General features: G+C 71.4%; 13 protein-coding genes. 3 read left to right on the top strand and 10 right to left on the bottom strand.

All coding sequences use genetic code 11. The annotated features are described in order from the left end of the window. From OG594_RS30765 to OG594_RS30750, 4 genes are all read right to left on the bottom strand, one after another. Entirely contained in the window at nt 1-1,089 is a 1,089-nt protein-coding gene (locus OG594_RS30765) for a tetratricopeptide repeat protein (RefSeq protein WP_266605272.1), read from the bottom strand. Continuing rightward, nucleotides 1,086-2,342 (bottom strand): 26S protease regulatory subunit, encoded by a 1,257-nt coding sequence (locus tag OG594_RS30760; protein ID WP_266606645.1) that lies wholly within the window; start codon nt 2,340-2,342, stop codon nt 1,086-1,088. The genes OG594_RS30765 and OG594_RS30760 overlap by 4 nt, the downstream gene beginning before the upstream one ends. A 223-nt stretch (nt 2,343-2,565) precedes the next feature. Then, nucleotides 2,566-2,919: a hypothetical protein gene (locus OG594_RS30755; protein ID WP_266605270.1), complete on the bottom strand. Its 354-nt coding sequence runs from the start codon at nt 2,917-2,919 to the stop codon at nt 2,566-2,568. A 93-nt stretch (nt 2,920-3,012) separates the two neighbouring features. Then, nucleotides 3,013-3,585, bottom strand: a complete 573-nt coding sequence (locus OG594_RS30750) for a TetR/AcrR family transcriptional regulator (protein WP_266605268.1) — start codon at nt 3,583-3,585, stop codon at nt 3,013-3,015. 89 nt (nt 3,586-3,674) lie between these two features. Between OG594_RS30750 and OG594_RS30745 the strand changes: the two genes are divergently transcribed. Continuing rightward, entirely contained in the window at nt 3,675-5,291 is a 1,617-nt protein-coding gene (locus OG594_RS30745) for an MFS transporter (RefSeq protein ID WP_266605266.1), read from the top strand. Between the two features lie 89 nt (nt 5,292-5,380). Here the strand turns inward: OG594_RS30745 and serA are convergent, their stop codons facing one another. The 6 genes from serA to OG594_RS30715 all read right to left on the bottom strand — a co-directional run bounded on the left by serA (nt 5,381) and on the right by OG594_RS30715 (nt 15,205). Continuing rightward, complete coding sequence (gene serA / locus OG594_RS30740) at nt 5,381-6,970, bottom strand: phosphoglycerate dehydrogenase (protein WP_266605264.1); 1,590 nt, start codon at nt 6,968-6,970, stop codon at nt 5,381-5,383. Nucleotides 6,971-7,288: 318 nt separating this feature from the next. Beyond that, on the bottom strand, nt 7,289-8,290 hold the full coding sequence (gene ilvC, locus OG594_RS30735; protein WP_030010003.1) for a ketol-acid reductoisomerase: 1,002 nt from the start codon (nt 8,288-8,290) through the stop codon (nt 7,289-7,291). Nucleotides 8,291-8,423: 133 nt separating this feature from the next. Beyond that, nucleotides 8,424-8,948, bottom strand: a complete 525-nt coding sequence (ilvN, locus tag OG594_RS30730; RefSeq protein ID WP_030010002.1) for an acetolactate synthase small subunit — start codon at nt 8,946-8,948, stop codon at nt 8,424-8,426. A 31-nt stretch (nt 8,949-8,979) separates the two neighbouring features. Next, on the bottom strand, nt 8,980-10,866 hold the full coding sequence (locus tag OG594_RS30725; RefSeq protein WP_266605261.1) for an acetolactate synthase large subunit: 1,887 nt from the start codon (nt 10,864-10,866) through the stop codon (nt 8,980-8,982). Between the two features lie 204 nt (nt 10,867-11,070). Then, nucleotides 11,071-13,902 (bottom strand): bifunctional diguanylate cyclase/phosphodiesterase, encoded by a 2,832-nt coding sequence (locus tag OG594_RS30720; protein ID WP_266606644.1) that lies wholly within the window; start codon nt 13,900-13,902, stop codon nt 11,071-11,073. 355 nt (nt 13,903-14,257) lie between these two features. Further along, nucleotides 14,258-15,205: a 2-hydroxyacid dehydrogenase gene (locus OG594_RS30715; RefSeq protein WP_266605259.1), complete on the bottom strand. Its 948-nt coding sequence runs from the start codon at nt 15,203-15,205 to the stop codon at nt 14,258-14,260. 73 nt (nt 15,206-15,278) lie between these two features. On the opposite strand from OG594_RS30715, the gene OG594_RS30710 reads away from it, so the two are divergent. Both OG594_RS30710 and OG594_RS30705 read left to right on the top strand, forming a co-directional pair. Continuing rightward, nucleotides 15,279-16,286: an aldo/keto reductase gene (locus OG594_RS30710; protein ID WP_266605257.1), complete on the top strand. Its 1,008-nt coding sequence runs from the start codon at nt 15,279-15,281 to the stop codon at nt 16,284-16,286. A gap of 144 nt (nt 16,287-16,430) precedes the next feature. Further along, nucleotides 16,431-17,666, top strand: a complete 1,236-nt coding sequence (locus OG594_RS30705; RefSeq protein WP_266605254.1) for a sorbosone dehydrogenase family protein — start codon at nt 16,431-16,433, stop codon at nt 17,664-17,666.

Here is a 17,666-nt window from a genome sequence, read left to right as displayed (position 1 = left end):
TCAGGCGCGCATCGCCGCGCGCTCGAACCACACGGTGAGCAGGGTCGGTACCAGCGCCACCCAGAACAGCACCTGCGGGACGATCCGTTCGGACCACGGCACGGTCACGATGACCACGGCGGTGAGCGTGCACCACGCCGCCTGCCCAACGATCAGCCATGCCCAGCCGAGCCGCCGGAGCAGCGACCACAGGCTCATCCGGACCCCGCTGCGCATCGCCCGGTAGCGGCGCCAAGCACCGAAGCCCCAGACGGCGGCCATCAGGACGAGCGCGTAGAGCCGGATGCCGAGCGGCCCGGGCAGCGCCGTGGGATCGTCGCCGGTCGGGAAGGTCCGTCCGGCAAGGGCTGCGATCACCAGGCAGAGCAGCGCGAGCCAGCGGGTGCCGCGCAGCATCCGGAACACCGCCCCGTCCAGGCCCTTGCGCAGCCCGTGGTCCTGGGGGTCGACGGCGAGCGCGGTGGCGTACGCATCGGCAGCAGCCGGCAGCTTGGCGCCCGCGCCGGTCAGCGGCGGCGCGGCGGCGTCCCAGTCGGCGTACCCTGCCCGCTGGCTCAGGGCCCAGGCATCCTGGGGGTCGATGCGCAGGGTTTCGGAGACCGCCTGCCGCGCCACGTCCGAGCGGCCGTTCATCGCCGCGGCCTTCCACAGCGCGTAGTGCGCGCCGGCCGCGTCCGGGTCGAGCCGTACGGCGGTCGCCGCCGCGTCGAGCGCCTCGGGCCAGCGCGGCTGCCACGCGCCCAGGGCCTCCGAGAGGCCCGCGTAGCCCTTCCACTTCTGCGGGTCGATCCGGATCGTCTCATAGGCCTCGGCCAGCGCTTCGTCCCGCCGGCCGGTGCGACGCAGCGCGTACGTGCGTATGTGGTGGGCGCTGAAATTCTCCGGGTCGAGCGCCAGAGCTTCGCCGGTGGCGGTGAGCGCCTCCTCGAAATCCCGGACCGACTGGTGGCAGCTGGCGAGGTACACCCAGGCGTTCACGTCGGTCGGGTCCTCGGCGAGCCGCCGGCCGAGCAGCGCGCGGGCGTCGTCGTACCGTTCGAGGTCCATCAGGGCGGACGCCTGCTCGACGAGCGGGTGCAGTGCGGTCACAGCTTCCGTGCCTTCTTCAGATAGGCGAGCAGCTCGTCGTACACGCCGCCCTCGTTGGCGAACATCGCCACGTTGCGGGCGGCCGCGAACCACGGCTCGGTCGACGGCCGGATCGCCTTCGCGGCGCCCAGCACGTCCTTCGTGTTGATCATGCGTATGGTGCCGGTGCGCGCGGAGTCGAGCAGAGCCGTCTCGGCCGCGCTCTCGCAGACGTGTGCGAGGTCGGCGCCGGAGAAGCCTTCTGTGGCCTTGACGATCTTGCCGACGTCGACCGATTCGATGGGGCGGTCCCGCAGGTGGTAGCGGAGGATCGCGTCGCGGGCCGGGCCGTCGGGCGGCAGCACCAATAGGGTGCGGTCGAGCCGCCCGGGGCGGCGCAGCGCGATGTCCACGTCCCAGGGGACGTTGGTCGCGGCGAGCACGAACACCCCGTCGTTGACGTCGTCGACGCCGTCCAGCTCGGTCAGGAGCTGGTTGACGGTGTTGCGCATGCCGTTGTGCTGGGTGCGGCTGCGCTTCGCGCCGAGCGCGTCCAGTTCGTCGAGGAAGACCACGCACGGCGCCTGCCGGCGGGCGGTCTCGAACACTTGGTGCATGTTGCGCTCGGAGTTGCCGACCCACATGTCGAGCACGTCGTTGATCGACACGGAGATGAAGTTCGCGCCGAGTTCACCGGCGACGGCCCGGGCGATGAACGTCTTGCCGCAACCGGGCGGCCCGTACAGGAGCAGCCCACCGCGCAGGCTCTTGCCGTAGAGCTTGCGCAGCTCCGGATTGCGCATGGGCGCGAGGAAGGCGGCCTCCAGGCGGTCCTTGACCTCCTGCATCCCGCCGACGTCCGCGAGGCGCACCGAACCGGGCGCATCGGGCGCCTCCACGTCGTACGCGCTCGCGTCACCGGGGTCCCCACTGCCGTCGACGGCGAGCGGCGCCTCTTTGGTGTCGGGTGACGCGACGAACCGGGGCGGGAGGACGTCCCCGACCTCCTGCTCGGCGGCCGTCCAGTCGAAACCGCCGCCTTGCCGGGCGGGAGCCGCCGGCTGCTCGACGGGCACGGAGGGCGCCGGGCCGCCCAGGGCCCGCGCCATCAGGGCCCGTGCCTGCGGGTCACCGGGTGCGTGGCTGAGCGCGAACGCCGCTTCCGCCACCGCCGCGCCACCGTGCCCGGCGTCGAGCAGCAGCTCGGCGAGGTGCAGCCGCAGGGGTACGTCCGCGGGTGCTGCGGCAACGGCCGTACGCAGGCTGCCGATCAGCGGTGACTCGGCGGGTTCGGGGCGGCCGGAGGTGGCGGGGGCGTCTGGAGTCTCTGGAGTGTCGGGGGTGTTGGGGGTGTCGTCGGGCATGGCGCCACCCTACGAACCCGTCGCGCGCCCGCGTCAACCAGGTTCCGGCCGGCCGGGACCGCTCCTTCGCGGACGGCCCGGGTCGGGGGCGCCGGCGATCGGGCCGGTGTACGGACCGCGCGGTGATCGGCCGTCAGCCGCCCTGGCGCTGACCCCGGCCCCGGCGCTGGCCGTGTTCCAACGCCCGGCCCGTGGCCGCGTCGACGACGATCCGGTCCCCCACCGACCGGCTCAGCACGACCTCGACGGTCAGCGCGTGGAGCATCGCATCGCAGCCCGCGCCCGGTTCCGGGGCGGCGCCGGGCAGGATCCGGCCGAACAGCACCACCGTGCCGACGCTCTCCGGGACGTCCACGGCCACGCCGCCGTCACGGCTCCCGTGACCCGCCGTCACACCGACGGTGGTCGCGTCCGGGGCGCCCCGGAGGCCGAACAGCCGGGCCGTCCCGCCGTCGTTGCCCTCAACGGGCCGGACCGGTGGTGTCACCGCCTCCCCGGGGTCGACGGCGATCCGGGCGAGCGGGGCGTCGCGCGAGGTGCGTGCCAGGCGTCGCGGGGCAGGCGGGACTGCGGACGCGACCTAGGGCCGGGTCATCGCCTCGGCCGCCCGGCGCATGCCCTCGGTGAACTCCTCGGCGGTCGCGGCCGACTCCGGGTCGAAGAGCCACTGGATCATCAGGCCGTTCAGCAGGGCCTGGTAGAAGGCGCCCAGCGTCCGTACGTCCCGCTCGTCGAGCTGGTCCTCCGGGGTCCCGGTGAGCATCGAGATCAGCCCCCGGCGCCCCTCGGCCTGCGAGGCCGCGAGCATGGACCTCAACTCCGGCCGCTGGTCCCGGCCGAGCGCCACCTCCAGGCTGGCCGCCCAGATCGGGCCCGACTTCTCGTGCTGCTCCAGCACGCCCTCCCACAGGGAGCGGAAGCGCTCCAGCGATCCGCCCTCGCCGTCGAGCCCGTTCTGGAATACCGCGCCCCACTCTTCCATCAGGCCGATGAAGGCCTGGGCGAGGAGGGCATCCTTCGAGCCGTAGTGGTAGCCGATGGAGGCCAGGTTGGTCCCCGAGGCGCTGACGATGTCGCGCGCGGTCGTGCGCACGAACCCCTTCTCGACCAGGCACTTCTTGGCGCCTTCGAGCAGATCTTCGCGATGTCCCATGGCGACACGGTAGCAAGACAAGCGTCCCAGACAACAGTTCTAGACAGACGTCATAGACAAGCGTTTAAGACGTGTGTACATTCCTGCTCATGACAACTCCCGCTGCCACAGCGCGACGTGCCGGCCGCCGCGAATGGACCGCCTTCGCCGTCCTCCTGCTGCCCCTGCTCCTGGTCTCGATGGACGTCTCCGTCCTCTACTTCGCCATCCCGGCCATCACCGACCAGCTCGACCCGAGCTCCACCCAGCAGCTCTGGATCTTCGACAGCTACGCCTTCGCCCTCTCCGGCCTGCTGATCACGATGGGCTCGCTCGGCGACCGGATCGGCCGCCGCAAGCTGCTGCTGATCGGCGCGACCGCCTTCGGCCTCGCCTCGATCGGGGCCGGCTACGCCACCAGCGCCGAGATGCTCATCGCGGCCCGCATCCTGCTCGGCATCGGCGGCGCGACCCTGATGCCCTCCACGCTGGCCCTCGTACGGAACCTCTTCCAGGACGACAAGCAGCGCGGGCAGGCCATCGCCATCTGGTCCGGGGCCATGACCGGCGGCATCGCCCTCGGCTCGGTGCTCAGCGGGGTCATGCTGAACCACTTCTACTGGGGCTCCGTCTTCCTCATCAACGTGCCCGCCATGCTGCTCCTGCTGCTCCTGGTCCCGGTCCTGGTACCGGAGTTCAAGGACCCGAACCCCGGCCGCTTCGACCTGGCGAGCGTCCCGCTCTCCATGGCCGCCGTGCTGCCGGTCGTCTACGGACTCAAGGAGATCGCCGCCGAGGGCTTCGAACCCCGCTACCTGGGCTGCCTCGCCCTCGGTCTGGCCTTCGGATACGTCTTCGTCCGCCGCCAGCGCTCCCGTGACGACGCCATGGTGAGCCGGGCACTGTTCCGGGGCCGCGGTTTCGGGGCGGGCATCGCTCTGAACACCATCGCCGCCTTCGCCATGATGGGTTCGGCCTACTTCACCACCCAGTACCTCCAGTCGGTGCTCGGGATGGGCACCCTGGAAGCCGCGCTATGGAGCCTGGCCCCCTCCGTCGTCATCGGCGCCGCGGCCCCGGTCTCCGCCGCCCTGGCCCAGAAAGTGGACCGGGCCTACGTCATCGCCGGCGGGTTCGCCCTCGCCGCCGCCGGGTTCGTCCTGATCAGCCTGGTGGACACCGACTCCCTGTGGCTGATCCTCACCGGCGCCGGGGTACTGGCCTCGGGCATCGTCACCGTGCTGTCCCTGGTGGCCGACATGGCGCTCGCCTCGGCCCCCGCGGCGAAGGCCGGTTCCGCCGCCTCCCTGCTGGAGACCGGGACGGAGTTCGGCGGCGCCCTGGGCATGGCGCTCCTCGGCAGCCTGGGCACCGCGGTCTACCGCAGCGACCTGGCCGGCGCCGAGCCCGCGGTACGGGAGACCCTGGGCGGGGCCGTCGCCACCGCCCACCACATCGGCGGGCCGGCCGGGGAGCAGGTGCTGGCCGTGGCCCGGGAGGCCTTCGTCCACGGAATGCAGTACGCGGCCTGGGGCGGTACGGCGCTGCTGCTCGGGGCGGCCGTGCTCGCCGCGGCCCTGCTCCGCGGGATCGAAGCACCCGCCCCGCCCGCGGCGGAGCCCGCGACCGGGCCCGCAACCGGGCCCGCGGCCGGGCCCTCGGCCGGGCCCTCGGCCGGGCCCTCGACGGGTCCCGAAGTCCGCGTCCACGAGGCGACGCACCACTGAACCGCTCACCGCGGTGCGCAGCCGGCGGAACGCGGAAGGGCCCGGGGGCGTCCCCCGGGCCCTTCCTTCACGTCGTCACCCTGACGGGCTCAGGCGAGGCTGACCGTGCGCGCCGAAACGGCGCCGATCTCGGTGGCGATGTCCGCGAGGACATCTCCCGGAACCGGGGCGTCGACGGTGAGGACGGCGAGCGCCTCGCCGTGCTCCTCGGCCCGCGCGACCTGCATGCCCGCGATGTTCAGACCGCCCTCGCCGAGGACCCGGCCGACGGCGCCGACCACACCGGGGCGGTCGGTGTAGCGCAGCACGACCATGTGGTCGGCGAGCGCCAGGTCCACGTCGTACTCGCCGACGCCGACGATCTTCTGAAGGTGCTTCGGGCCCGCGAGCGTGCCGGAGACCGAGACCTCCTGGCCGTCCGACAGGGTGCCGCGGACGGTCACCACGTTGCGGTGGTCCGGGGACTCCGAGCTGGTGGTCAGTCGGACCTCGACACCGCGCTCCTGCGCGAACAGCGGGGCGTTGACGTAGGAGACCGTCTCGTCGACGACGTCCTCGAAGACACCCTTGAGGGCGGAGAGTTCCAGCACCTTGACGTCGTGCTGGGTGATCTCGCCGCAGACCTCGACGTCGAGGCGGACCGCGACCTCGCCCGCGAGGGCGGTGAAGATGCGGCCGAGCTTCTCGGCGAGCGGCAGACCCGGACGGACGTCCTCGGCGATGACACCGCCCTGGACGTTGACCGCGTCCGGCACGAGCTCACCGGCGAGCGCGAGGCGCACCGACTTGGCGACCGAGACACCGGCCTTCTCCTGGGCCTCGTCCGTGGACGCGCCGAGGTGCGGGGTGCAGACGACCTGGTCGAGCTCGAACAGCGGGGAGTCCGTGCAGGGCTCCTTCGCGTACACGTCGAGGCCGGCGCCGGCGACGCGGCCCTCCTTGATGGCCGTGTACAGCGCGGCCTCGTCGACGATCCCGCCGCGGGCGGCGTTGACGATGCGGACCGACGGCTTCACCTTGTGCAGGGCCTCGTCCCCGATGAGACCGAGGGTCTCGGGGGTCTTGGGCAGGTGCACGGTGATGAAGTCGGCGACCTCCAGGAGCTCGTCCAGCGCCAGCATCTTGACGCCCATCTGGGCGGCGCGCGCGGGCTGTACGTAGGGGTCGTACGCGACGATCTTCATTCCGAAGGCCGACATGCGCTGGGCGACCAGCACGCCGATGCGGCCGAGGCCCACGACGCCGAGGGTCTTCTCGCTGAGCTCGACACCCGTGTACTTGTTCCGCTTCCACTCGCCGTTCTTCAGGGCGGTGTTGGCCTGCGGAATGTTGCGGGCGGTGGCGACGAGCAGGCCGCAGGCGAGCTCGGCCGCGGTCACGATGTTCGAGGTCGGCGCGTTGACGACCATCACGCCGGCCTTGGTGGCGGCGGAGACGTCCACGTTGTCCAGACCGACACCGGCGCGCGCGACGACCCGCAGCTTCTTGGCCACGGCGATGGCCTCGGCGTCGACCTTGGTGGCGGAGCGGACGAGGATCGCGTCCACGTCGACGATCGCGGGCAGCAGCTCGGCGCGGTCCGCGCCGTTGCAGTGCCGGATCTCGAAGTCCGGGCCCAGCGCCTCGACGGTGGCGGGCGACAGCTCTTCGGCGATGAGTACGACAGGTTTCGAGCTCACGTGGGTCCTCACAAGTCCAGTGCGGACGGCCGTCCCGACGGCCGCAGGCGGTGGAGGGGGTAGCCGCGTGGAAGACGCACGACACTGTGGGCCTGACGCGTATGTGTTGAGCAGTGTAGTGGCGCTGACGGGCCGGATTTCCGCCTGTACGGAAGGATCACCCGTCCGTGGTTGGCCGGGGTGGACAAGCCGCGCCCGCGAGGGGCGGATTCCCGGCACCCCGGATCCCTTGCGGCCCGCCCGTTCGGACGAGCGGGTTCCTGCGCCGACGCGCGACGGGGCCGGGACCTCACGCGTCCCGGCCCCACCACCACGAGATCAGCTCTCGTCGCTGTCGACCCAGCTCATCAGCTTGCGCAGCTTCTTGCCGGTGGTCTCCAGCAGGTGCTCCTCGTCGGCCTTCTTGTACTCGTTGTACTTCGGCAGACCGGCCTTGTACTCGGCCATCCAGGTGTTGGCGAACTCGCCGCTCTGGATCTCCGCGAGGACCTTCTTCATCTCGGCCTTGGTGGCGTCGGTGATGACGCGCGGACCGGTGATGTAGTCGCCCCACTCAGCGGTCTCGGAGACCGACCAGCGCATCTTCTCCAGGCCGCCCTCGTACATGAGGTCCACGATGAGCTTCAGCTCGTGCAGGCACTCGAAGTACGCGATCTCCGGCTGGTAGCCGGCCTCGGTCAGGGTCTCGAAACCGGCCTTGACCAGGGCGGAGGCGCCACCGCAGAGGACGGCCTGCTCACCGAACAGGTCGGTCTCGGTCTCCTCGGTGAAGGTGGTCTTGATGACGCCGGCGCGGGTGCCGCCGATGCCGGCCGCGTACGAGAGCGCGAGCGCGAAGGCGGAACCGGTGAAGTCCTGCTCGACGGCGGCGATGCACGGAACGCCGCGGCCCTCCTCGTACTGACGGCGGACCAGGTGGCCCGGGCCCTTGGGGGCGACGAGGGCGACGTCCACGTTGGCCGGGGGCTTGATGAAGCCGTAGCGGACGTTGAAGCCGTGGCCGAAGAAGAGCGCGTCGCCCTCCTGGAGGTGCTCCTTGATGGACTCCTCGTAGATCTCGGCCTGCAGCGGGTCCGGGGTGAGGATCATGATCACGTTCGCCCAGGCGGCGGCCTCGGCCACGGGGACGACCTTCAGACCCTGCTCCTCGGCCTTGGCCTTGGACTTCGAGCCCTCCTTCAGACCGACGACGACGTCGACGCCGGAGTCACGGAGCGACAGCGCGTGGGCGTGGCCCTGGCTGCCGTAACCGATGACCGCGACCTTGCGGCCCTGGATGATGGACAGGTCGGCGTCGTTCTCGTAGAACAGCTCGGCCACTGGGATATCTCCTTGGTGCGCTGGTGTTGCTCCCACCGTACGGCGGGGAACGGAATCTGAGTTTCTCGGTCTCGCTATGCGAGCAGGGCGTGTCTGACCCGGCTCACGTGTCCGCGGCGGCGGGCCGGGCGGGTCAGGCGCTGCGGTCGAGCGCGCGCAGGCTGCGGTCCGTGATGGACCGGCCGCCACGCCCTATGGCGATCGTGCCGGACTGGACGAGCTCCTTGATGCCGAACGGCTCCAGCATCTTGAGCATCGCGCCGAGCTTGTCGGAGCCGCCGGTGGCCTCGATAGTGACGGCCTCCGGGGAGACGTCGACCGTCTTGGCGCGGAAGAGCTGGACGATCTCGACGATCTGCGAACGGGTCTCGTTGTCGGCGCGGACCTTCACCAGGACGAGCTCGCGCTCGATGGCGTTGTGGGACTCCAGCTCGACGATCTTGAGCACGTTGACCAGCTTGTTCAGCTGCTTGGTCACCTGCTCCAGCGGGAGGTCCTCGACGTTGACGACGATGGTGATGCGGGAGATGTCGGGGTGCTCGGTGACACCGACCGCGAGGGAGTCGATGTTGAACCCGCGGCGGGAGAACAGGGCGGCGATCCGGGCGAGGATGCCGGGCGTGTTCTCGACCAGGACGGAGAGCGTGTGCTTGGACATGTGGGGCGTTCTCTCTCTCGGCTCTCTCGGCTCAGTCGTCTTCGTTGTCGCCGAAGTCGGGACGGACGCCCCGGGCTGCCATGACCTCGTCGTTGGAGGTGCCGGCGGCGACCATCGGCCACACCATGGCGTCCTCGTGGACGATGAAGTCGATCACGACGGTACGGTCGTTGATCGCGTTGGCCTCGGCGATGACCTTGTCCAGGTCGGCCGGGTCCTCGCAGCGCAGCGCCACGCAGCCCATGGCCTCCGACAGCTTGACGAAGTCCGGGACGCGCGTGCCCTTGCGGGGCGCGATGGACTCGCCGAGCTGGGAGCCGACCGTGTCGTGACCGGTCTCGTCGGCGTGCAGAACGGTGTTGGAGTACCGCTGGTTGTAGAACAGGGTCTGCCACTGGCGGACCATGCCCAGCGCGCCGTTGTTGATGATCGCGACCTTGATCGGGATGTTGTTCAGGGCGCAGGTGACCAGTTCCTGATTGGTCATCTGGAAGCAGCCGTCACCGTCGATCGCCCAGACCGTGCGCTCGGGCATGCCGACCTTGGCGCCCATCGCGGCCGGGACCGCGTAGCCCATGGTTCCGGCGCCGCCGGAGTTCAGCCAGGTGCGGGGCTCCTCGTACTTGACGAAGTGCGAGGCCCACATCTGGTGCTGGCCGACGCCGGCAGCGAAGATCGTGCTCTTCGGTGCCAGCGCACCGATCCGCTCGATGACCTGCTGCGGGGAGAGGCTGCCGTCGGCGGGCAGGTCGTAGCCCAGCGGGTAGGTGTCGCGCCAGCGGCTGAGGTCGTTCCACCAGGCGGTGTAGTCGCCGGCGTTGCCCTCGGTGTGCTCGGCCTGAACGGCCTGGATCAGGTCGGCGATGACCTCGCGGGCGTCTCCGACGATCGGGACGTCGACCGCGCGGTTCTTGCCGATCTCGGCGGGGTCGATGTCCGCGTGGATGATCTTGGCGAAGGGGGCGAAGCTGTCCAGCTTGCCGGTGACCCGGTCGTCGAAGCGGGTGCCCAGCGCGATCAGCAGGTCCGACTTCTGCAGCGAGGTGACGCCGGTGACGGAGCCGTGCATGCCCGGCATCCCGACGTGCAGCGGGTGGCTGTCGGGGAAGGAGCCCAGCGCCATCAGGGTGGTGCAGACCGGGACGCCGGTCAGCTCGGCGAGGACCTTCAGCTCGGCGGTCGCGCCGGACTTCATGACGCCGCCGCCGACGTACAGGACCGGGCGCTTGGCCTGGCAGATGAGCTTGGCGGCCTCGCGGATCTGCTTGGCGTGCGGCTTGGTGACCGGCCGGTAACCGGGGAGGTCCTGGGAGGGCGGCCACGAGAAGGTGGTCTTCGCCTGCAGGGCGTCCTTGGCGATGTCGACGAGGACGGGACCCGGACGACCGGTGGCCGCGATGTGGAACGCCTCGGCGATCGTCTTCGGGATGTCCTCGGCCCTGGTGACCAGGAAGTTGTGCTTGGTGATCGGCATGGTGATGCCGACGATGTCCGCCTCCTGGAAGGCGTCGGTGCCGATCGCCTTGGAGGAGACCTGACCGGTGATCGCGACGAGCGGAACGGAGTCCATGTGCGCGTCGGCGATCGGGGTGACGAGGTTCGTGGCGCCCGGTCCGGACGTGGCCATACATACGCCGACCTTGCCGGTGGCCTGCGCGTAGCCGGTGGCGGCGTGGCCGGCCCCCTGCTCGTGACGGACCAGGATGTGACGGACCTTCTTGGAGTCCATCATCGGGTCGTACGCAGGGAGGATGGCGCCGCCCGGAATACCGAAGACGGTGTCGCACCCCACCTCTTCGAGAGAGCGGATGAGGGACTGCGCACCCGTGACGTGCTCAACTGCGGCGGACTGCTGTCCGCCGGAACGGGGCCGCGGCTGCGGATGGTGGGCCCCGGTGGCCTGCTCGGTCATCGGCATTCTCTTCTCGAAGCTGAGGGTTTTACGCGGATTCGACTCTGTGCCAGTGCAACAAAAAACCCCTCGTGCCAGGAGGCAAGCGAGGGGAGCGCGTCGGGGGTGTTGAGCGGGGACATGCAAGTCCCAGCTTCAGCCGACGCGCTTTCCAAGTACGAGAATTCGGGTGCGCATGGCATTGACCCTCCCTCTGGCGGGAGGGTGATGTCAAGTAGGTGGGACGGGCGTCTCATTATGTGAGCCTCTGAGGATGGCCATCGAGCCCCCGGGGGACCCGCCGGCCAGTGCGGGTTGGGCCGCTCCGCCCGGTACTGGGAACGTACCGCGCACCAGCGCACGGCGCAGCCTGTACTCGTCGAGCGGGCCGGAAAAAGCCATTCCCTGGCCGTGCGTGCACCCCATCGCGCGCAGCGCCAGGACCTGCTCGGGCAGGTCCACCCCGTCCGCGACGGACCGCATGCCGAGGTCGTTTGCGATCCGCAAGAGACCCGCAGTGATCTTGTGCAGGCGGGCGGACTCGACCACCCCCTCCACCAGGCCCCGGTCCAGCTTGAGCATGTCCACGGGGAGGCGGCGCAGTGCGCTGATCGCCGCGTAGCCGCTGCCGAAGCCGTCCAGGGCGATGCCCACCCCGAGCCGGTGCAGGGCGGCCAGGCGGCGCTCCAGGTCGTCGAAGGGCACCCTGGGGTCGGATACCGCGAGCTCCAGCACCAGGGCCCCGGACGGCAGCCCGTGCCGGGTCAGCAGGGCTTCCACGGAGCCGAGCGGCATGGACCGGTCCAAGAGTCGCTGGGCGGTCATCCGCACGGCCACGGGTACGTCGTGCCCGGCCCGGTGCCGGTCGGCGGCCTGCTCCACGGCCTCCTCCAGCAGCCATCGCCCCAGCTCGGCGGTACGCGAGGCGTCGTGGCCGGCGGCGCCGGGGCCGCCGGCCCCGCCGGCACCGCCCTCGCTGTACTCGGCGACCCGGAGGAACTCCGCCGGGGTGAAGAGGATCCCCTGGGCGGAGCGCCAGCGGGCCTGCGCGGCGACGGCCGACACCTCACCGGTGGCCAGCGAAACCACGGGCTGGTGCAGCAGGGCGAACTCGCCCTCGTGCAGTGCCGTCCGCAGCCGGCCGGCCAGCTCGGCCTTGCGCACGACTTCGGCCTGCATCTGGGGGGCGTACATCTCGACGCGGTCCTTGCCGCCGGCCTTGGCCCGGTACATCGCGAGATCCGCGTTGCGCATCAGGTCCGAAGGGGTGATGCCGGGGTCGGCGAAGGCGGCTCCGATGCTCGCCGCGACCCGGACCTCGCTGCCGCCGATCCGGTACGGCTGGGAGAGGGTGGTGCGCAGCCGGTCGGCGATCTCGCGCACCTGGTACTCGCGGGCGCTGGGGTCGCGGTTGCCGTCGCCCAGGATCAGTGCGGCGAACTCGTCGCCGCCGAGTCGGGCCGCGGTGTCCCCGGCCCGGACCGAGTCCTGGAGCCTGCGCGCGGCTTCGACGAGCAGTTCGTCGCCGGCCTGGTGGCCGATGGTGTCGTTGACCGCCTTGAAGCCGTCGAGGTCGATGAAGAGCACGGCGGTGCTGTGGTCGCCCGCGCGCCGACCGGTCAGGGCCTGGCGGACGCGCCGGGTGAACAGGGCCCGGTTGGGCAGGTCGGTCAGCGGATCGTGTTCGGCGCTGTGCTGGAGCTGGGCCTGGAGCCGGACCCGCTCGGTGACGTCCCGGCTGTTGAGGATGAGCCCGCCCTGGTGGCGGTTGACGGTGGACTCCACGTTGAGCCACTCGCCGCCGCCCGATTTGAAGCGGCATTCGATGCGGGTGGTGGGCTCCTCGGTCGGCGGTGCGGCGAGGAAGCGGCGTACCTCGTGGACCACCCGACCGAGGTCGTCGGGGTGGATCAGGGTGGCGAGCTCGGTGCCGACCAGCTCCTCCGCCTCGCGGCCGTAGACCCCGGCGGCCGCGGGGCTGACGTAGCGCAGGGTTCCGGTGGGCGCGGCGATCATGATGACGTCGCTGGAGCCCTGGACCAGGGAGCGGAAGTGGTTCTCCTTCTGGGCCAGTTCCTGGGTCAGCGCGATGTTGTCGAGGAGCATGATGCCCTGCCGGATGACGAGGGCGAGCACGACCGTGCAGCCGGTGAAGACGACCATCCGGTCCACCTTCCTGCCGTCCACGACGTTGTACAGGATGCCGAGGGTGCACACGGCTGCCGCGAGGTACGGAGTGAGGGCGGGCAGCGAGCCGGTGATCGGGCGGCTGTGCGCCCGGTCCACGCGCGGGCGGCCGGCCGGCTCCGGGCCGGGGTGGAGGCGCCGGGCGCCCCAGGGCGCGTACGCGAGGAGCAGCGAGCCCGCGAACCAGCCTGCGTCGAGCAGCTGTCCGGACTGGTACTCGGCGCTCAGCAGGGGCGAGGTGAACAGGGCGTCGCTGAGCACGGTCAGGGCCAGTGCCGCGATGGCGGTGTTGACGGCGGAGCGGTTGGTCTCGCTGCGCCGGAAGTGCAGGACCAGGACCATCGAGACGAGCGCGATGTCCAGGAGCGGGTAGGCGAGGGAGAGTGCGGCGCGCGGGACGCTGCCGGGGGCGCCGGACTGGGCGGTCCGCGCCGCGTGGGCCAGGGCCAGGCTCCAGGAGAGCGTGAGCAGGGAACCGCCGATGAGCCAGGAGTCGAGTCCGAGGCACACCCAGCCGGCGCGGGTGACCGGGCGTTTGGCGAGGACGAGCAGGCCCACGATGGCGGGCGGGGCGAAGCAGAGGAAGGCGAAGTCGGCGAGCGAGGGTTTCGGTACTTCTTGGCCCAGGATCACCTCGTACCAGCCCCAGACCGCGTTGCCGCCGGCGCCCATGAGGGAGGAGAAGGCGAAGAGCAGCCAGGCGGGGCGTTCGCGGCTGTCGATCGCCCTCGCGTAGGAGTAGCAGGAGACCGCGGCGAGTAAGCCGGCCGCGCTGAGCCCGAAGTCGCCCATGATCTCGGCGACTTCCTCCGAGCCCCAGTTGAGGGCGGCGCCGACGGCGTACCCGCCGCTGACCACCGCGAGGAGCAGCTGCATCGCCAGGCCCTTGCCTCCGCCCGAGACGGACGGCCGGTCCAGGAGGGCCGCCCCGGGGGTACTCACCGGCCCCCCTCGCCAGCTGGTTCCGGTGCAGCCCAGTCTCGGCAGCGTCGCCTCCGGCGGCCGTGCCGCATCGGATCCTTCGTCCATTGGCCGTACATCGCCCGTCGCCCCCCAAAGTGTCCGATCACTCCCCAGCGCCAGACGTTCGTGGCGCAGCCCCTTCTTCCGGACGATACACCACTTTCGTCACTCAGGGACATAGTCGCTCTACTCTCCGTTACCGATCGGGGAGTTGTTCCCACTCAGAGCATTCGGGTGATTGCGGAGCGTGCGCATCACGCACCACACGTCACTCGGTGATCAACACCGTGTGTTCCAGCGGCTCTCCGGCCGCGAACCGGGCGAGCTGGCGGGCCAGCAGGCGCTTGGCCCGCGGCTCGAACGCCGAACTGCTGCCGCCGACATGAGGGGTGATCAGGACGTTCGGAGCGTGCCAGAGCGGGTGGCCCGCGGGCAGCGGCTCCGGGTCGGTGACGTCGAGTGCCGCGCGCAGCCGGCCCGACTCCACCTCCGCCAGCAGGGACTTGGTGTCGACGACGGGACCGCGCGCCACGTTCACGAGCAGGGCGCCGTCCTTCATCCGGCTGAGGAAGTCGGCGCCGACCAGGCCCCGGGTGGCGTCGGTCAGCGGTGTCACGAGGATCACCACGTCGGCCCGGGGCAGGAGCCCGGGCAGGTCGGCGAGGGTGTGCACGGGCCCGCGTCCGGTGGTCCTGGCCGTACGCGCGACCCGTGCGACCGGGCCGCACTCGAAGGCCACCAACCGGTCCTCGATCGCGGAGCCGATCGATCCGTAGCCGATGATCAGAACCGACTTGTCGGCGAGGGCGTCGTAGAACCCGGAACGCCATTCCTCGCGGTCCTGGCCGCGGACCATGCCGGGGATGCCGCGCAGGGAGGCGAGGGTCAGCGCGAGGGCGAGTTCGGCGGTGCTGGCCGTGTGGACCCCCGCGGCGTTGCACAGCCGTACGCCGGGGCGCAGGTCACCGAGGCGGCCCAGCACGTCGTCGATGCCGGCGGTCAGGGTCTGGACGACCCGGACCGCGGGCATCGACGCCAGCGGGCGCACGGTGACCTCGGGGGACTTCATGTAGGGCGTCACGTAGAAGACGCAGTCGGCCGGATCGGCCGGGAAGGCGTCCTCGCCGTCCCAGAGGCGGTACCGGAAGGCGTCGGGGAGGCCCTCGATCTCCTCGGCGGGGAACGGGAGCCAGACATCCGGGGTCATTGCAGTCATGATCACGAGGCTATGCCAAGGCATCCGGATCAAGCCGTTAGTTTGATGGCCGGAGCCGGAGGGGGACGCAGGGGTGGAGCGCAGGGCGATCGGGGCGGGGGCGCTGACGGTGGGCGCCGTCGGCCTCGGCTGTATGCCGATGAGCTGGGCGTACGCGCCTTCGCGGCGGCGGGGGCAGGAGTCTCTGGCCGCCGTGCACACGGCGCTGGACCTGGGGTCGAACCTGCTGGACACGGCCGACGTGTACGGGCCGTTCACCAATGAGCTGCTGCTCGGGCGGGTGCTGCGGGAGCGGCGGTCCGAGGCGTTCGTCTCGGCCAAGGTGGGACTGCGGGCGGGGGACCAGCACGTGGTCGCCGACGGGCGGCCCGGCTATCTGCGGCGGGCCTGCGACGCCTCGCTGCGGCGGCTGCGGACCGATGTCATAGACCTCTACCAGCTGCACCGGGTGGATCCGGACGTGCCCGTGGAGGAGACCTGGGGGGCCATGGCCGAGCTGGTGGGCGCGGGCAAGGTGCGGGCGCTCGGGTACTGCGCGCTGGGCGCCGGGGCCGGGCCCGGGGCCGGGCGGAGCGGGGACCGCGGGTACCGGACGACCCTGCGGCACCTGGAGCGGCTCCAGCAGGTGTTCCCGGTGAGCGCGGTGCAGGCGGAGCTGTCGGTGTGGTCGCCGCAGGCGGCGTGGCAACTGCTGCCGTGGTGCGCGGCGCGCGGGGTGGGGTTCCTGGCGGCGATGCCGCTGGGCAGCGGGTTCCTCACGGGGACCCTCACGCCGGGTGAGGGGTTCGAGCCGCAGGACGTGCGGGCCCGACATCCGCGGTTCACGGCGGAGGCGATGGCGTCGAACCAGGTGCTGCTGGCGGGGCTGCGGCAGGTCGCCCGGCGGCACGGCCCCGGGGTGACGGTCGCGCAGGTGGCCCTGGCGTGGGTGTTGGCGCAGGGGCCGCAGGTGGTTCCGGTGCCGGGGGCCGACCGGGCGCCGTGGGCGGCGGAGAACGCGCGGGCGGCGGAGGTCCGGCTCTCGGCCGGGGACCTGGCCGAGATCGCGGCCCTTCCGGTCGAAGTGGGAGCCTGGGACTGATCCGGCACCGGCGGGGGCCGGGGTCGATCCGGGGACGGTCGGACAACCACTCGATCGAGTGTACGAGTGGTGGAACTTCGTGAACTGCCGGAGCTGTTGAGAGGGATGAAGGGCACGATCGGAGGACCGGAAGGGAGCAGGGCGATGCGATACGGAAGTTCTCCCGGGCAGTCGGGATCCGCGGGCGCGGGCGGGCGGAGCCGGGGTGTGGTGGCGGCGCTCGCGCTGGCCGGCTGCGGCGCCCTGCTGGCGACGGGGTGCGCGCCGGAGGGCGCACCGGGCACGGGGCCGGGCGGCTCCCCACCGAGCACGGCCGCGGCGGGCTCCGGGTCGCCGGGGCCGTCGGGGAGTCCGTCCGCGTCGCCGGAGGCCGTCGGCCCACCGGCGAAGGGGACCGTGACGGTGACCGGCGAGGTGGCCAAGGGTCTGGAGTCGCCGTGGGGCGTGGCCCCGCTGCCGGGCGGGGACCTCCTGGTGGCCTCGCGGGACAAGGGGACGATCAGCAGGGTCGCGACGGGTTCGGGCACGGTGACCCAGATCGGCAAGGTGCCGGGGGTGGCTCCGGGCGGGGAGGGCGGGCTCCTGGGCCTCGCGCTGTCGCCCACCTTCGCGTCGGACCGGCTGGTGTACGTGTACTTCACGACCGAGTCCGACAACCGCATCGCCCGACTGCGGTACGACGAACAGAGACCTCCCGGACAGCAACTGGGGGCTCCGGACACGGTGTTCCGGGGCATTCCCAAGGGCCTCATCCACAACGGCGGCCGGATCGCCTTCGGCCCGGACAAGATGCTCTACGCGGGGACGGGTGAGACCGGTGACACCGGGCTCGCCCAGGACAAGAAGTCGCTGGGCGGCAAGATCTTGCGGATGACCCCGGACGGGGATCCGGTGCACGGCAATCCGGAGGCGGATTCCGTCGTCTACTCCTACGGGCACCGCAATGTGCAGGGCCTCGCCTGGGACAAGGACAAACGGCTGTGGGCGGCCGAGTTCGGCCAGAACACCTGGGACGAGCTGAACCTGATCGAGCCCGGCGCCAACTACGGGTGGCCCGAGGCCGAGGGAAAGGCGGGGAAGCCCGGCTTCCGAGATCCGGTGGCCGTGTGGAAGACCGACGAGGCCTCGCCGAGCGGGATCGCGTGGGCGGAGGGTTCGGTGTGGATGGCCGGGCTGAGGGGCAAGCGGCTGTGGCGGATCCCGCTGGCCGGGACGGAGCTGGTGGCGGATCCCGAGCCCTTCCTGGAGGGCGAGTACGGGCGGCTGCGGACGGTGGTGCCCCTCGGCGGGGACCGGATGCTGCTGGTCACGAGCGAGACGGACGGACGCGGGTCCCCCGAGACGGGCGACGACAGGATCTTGACCCTGACGGTGCGGTAA

Source organism: Streptomyces sp. NBC_01214 (assembly GCF_026340975.1).
Taxonomy (GTDB): domain Bacteria; phylum Actinomycetota; class Actinomycetes; order Streptomycetales; family Streptomycetaceae; genus Streptomyces.
Note: the sequence above shows the minus strand (reverse complement) of the source record. Positions and strands in the feature narration are given on the sequence as shown.

What these genes read in the sequence shown, in the direction of transcription:
- OG594_RS30750 (WP_266605268.1), bottom strand. Translation starts at nt 3,585, where the DNA reads ATGGGACATCGCGAAGATCTGCTCGAAGGCGCCAAGAAGTGCCTGGTC.
- OG594_RS30745 (WP_266605266.1), top strand. Translation starts at nt 3,675, where the DNA reads ATGACAACTCCCGCTGCCACAGCGCGACGTGCCGGCCGCCGCGAATGG.
- ilvN (WP_030010002.1), bottom strand. Translation starts at nt 8,948, where the DNA reads ATGTCCAAGCACACGCTCTCCGTCCTGGTCGAGAACACGCCCGGCATC.
- OG594_RS30725 (WP_266605261.1), bottom strand. Translation starts at nt 10,866, where the DNA reads ATGCCGATGACCGAGCAGGCCACCGGGGCCCACCATCCGCAGCCGCGG.
- OG594_RS30720 (WP_266606644.1), bottom strand. Translation starts at nt 13,902, where the DNA reads ATGCAGCTGCTCCTCGCGGTGGTCAGCGGCGGGTACGCCGTCGGCGCC.
- OG594_RS30715 (WP_266605259.1), bottom strand. Translation starts at nt 15,205, where the DNA reads ATGACTGCAATGACCCCGGATGTCTGGCTCCCGTTCCCCGCCGAGGAG.
- OG594_RS30705 (WP_266605254.1), top strand. Translation starts at nt 16,431, where the DNA reads ATGCGATACGGAAGTTCTCCCGGGCAGTCGGGATCCGCGGGCGCGGGC.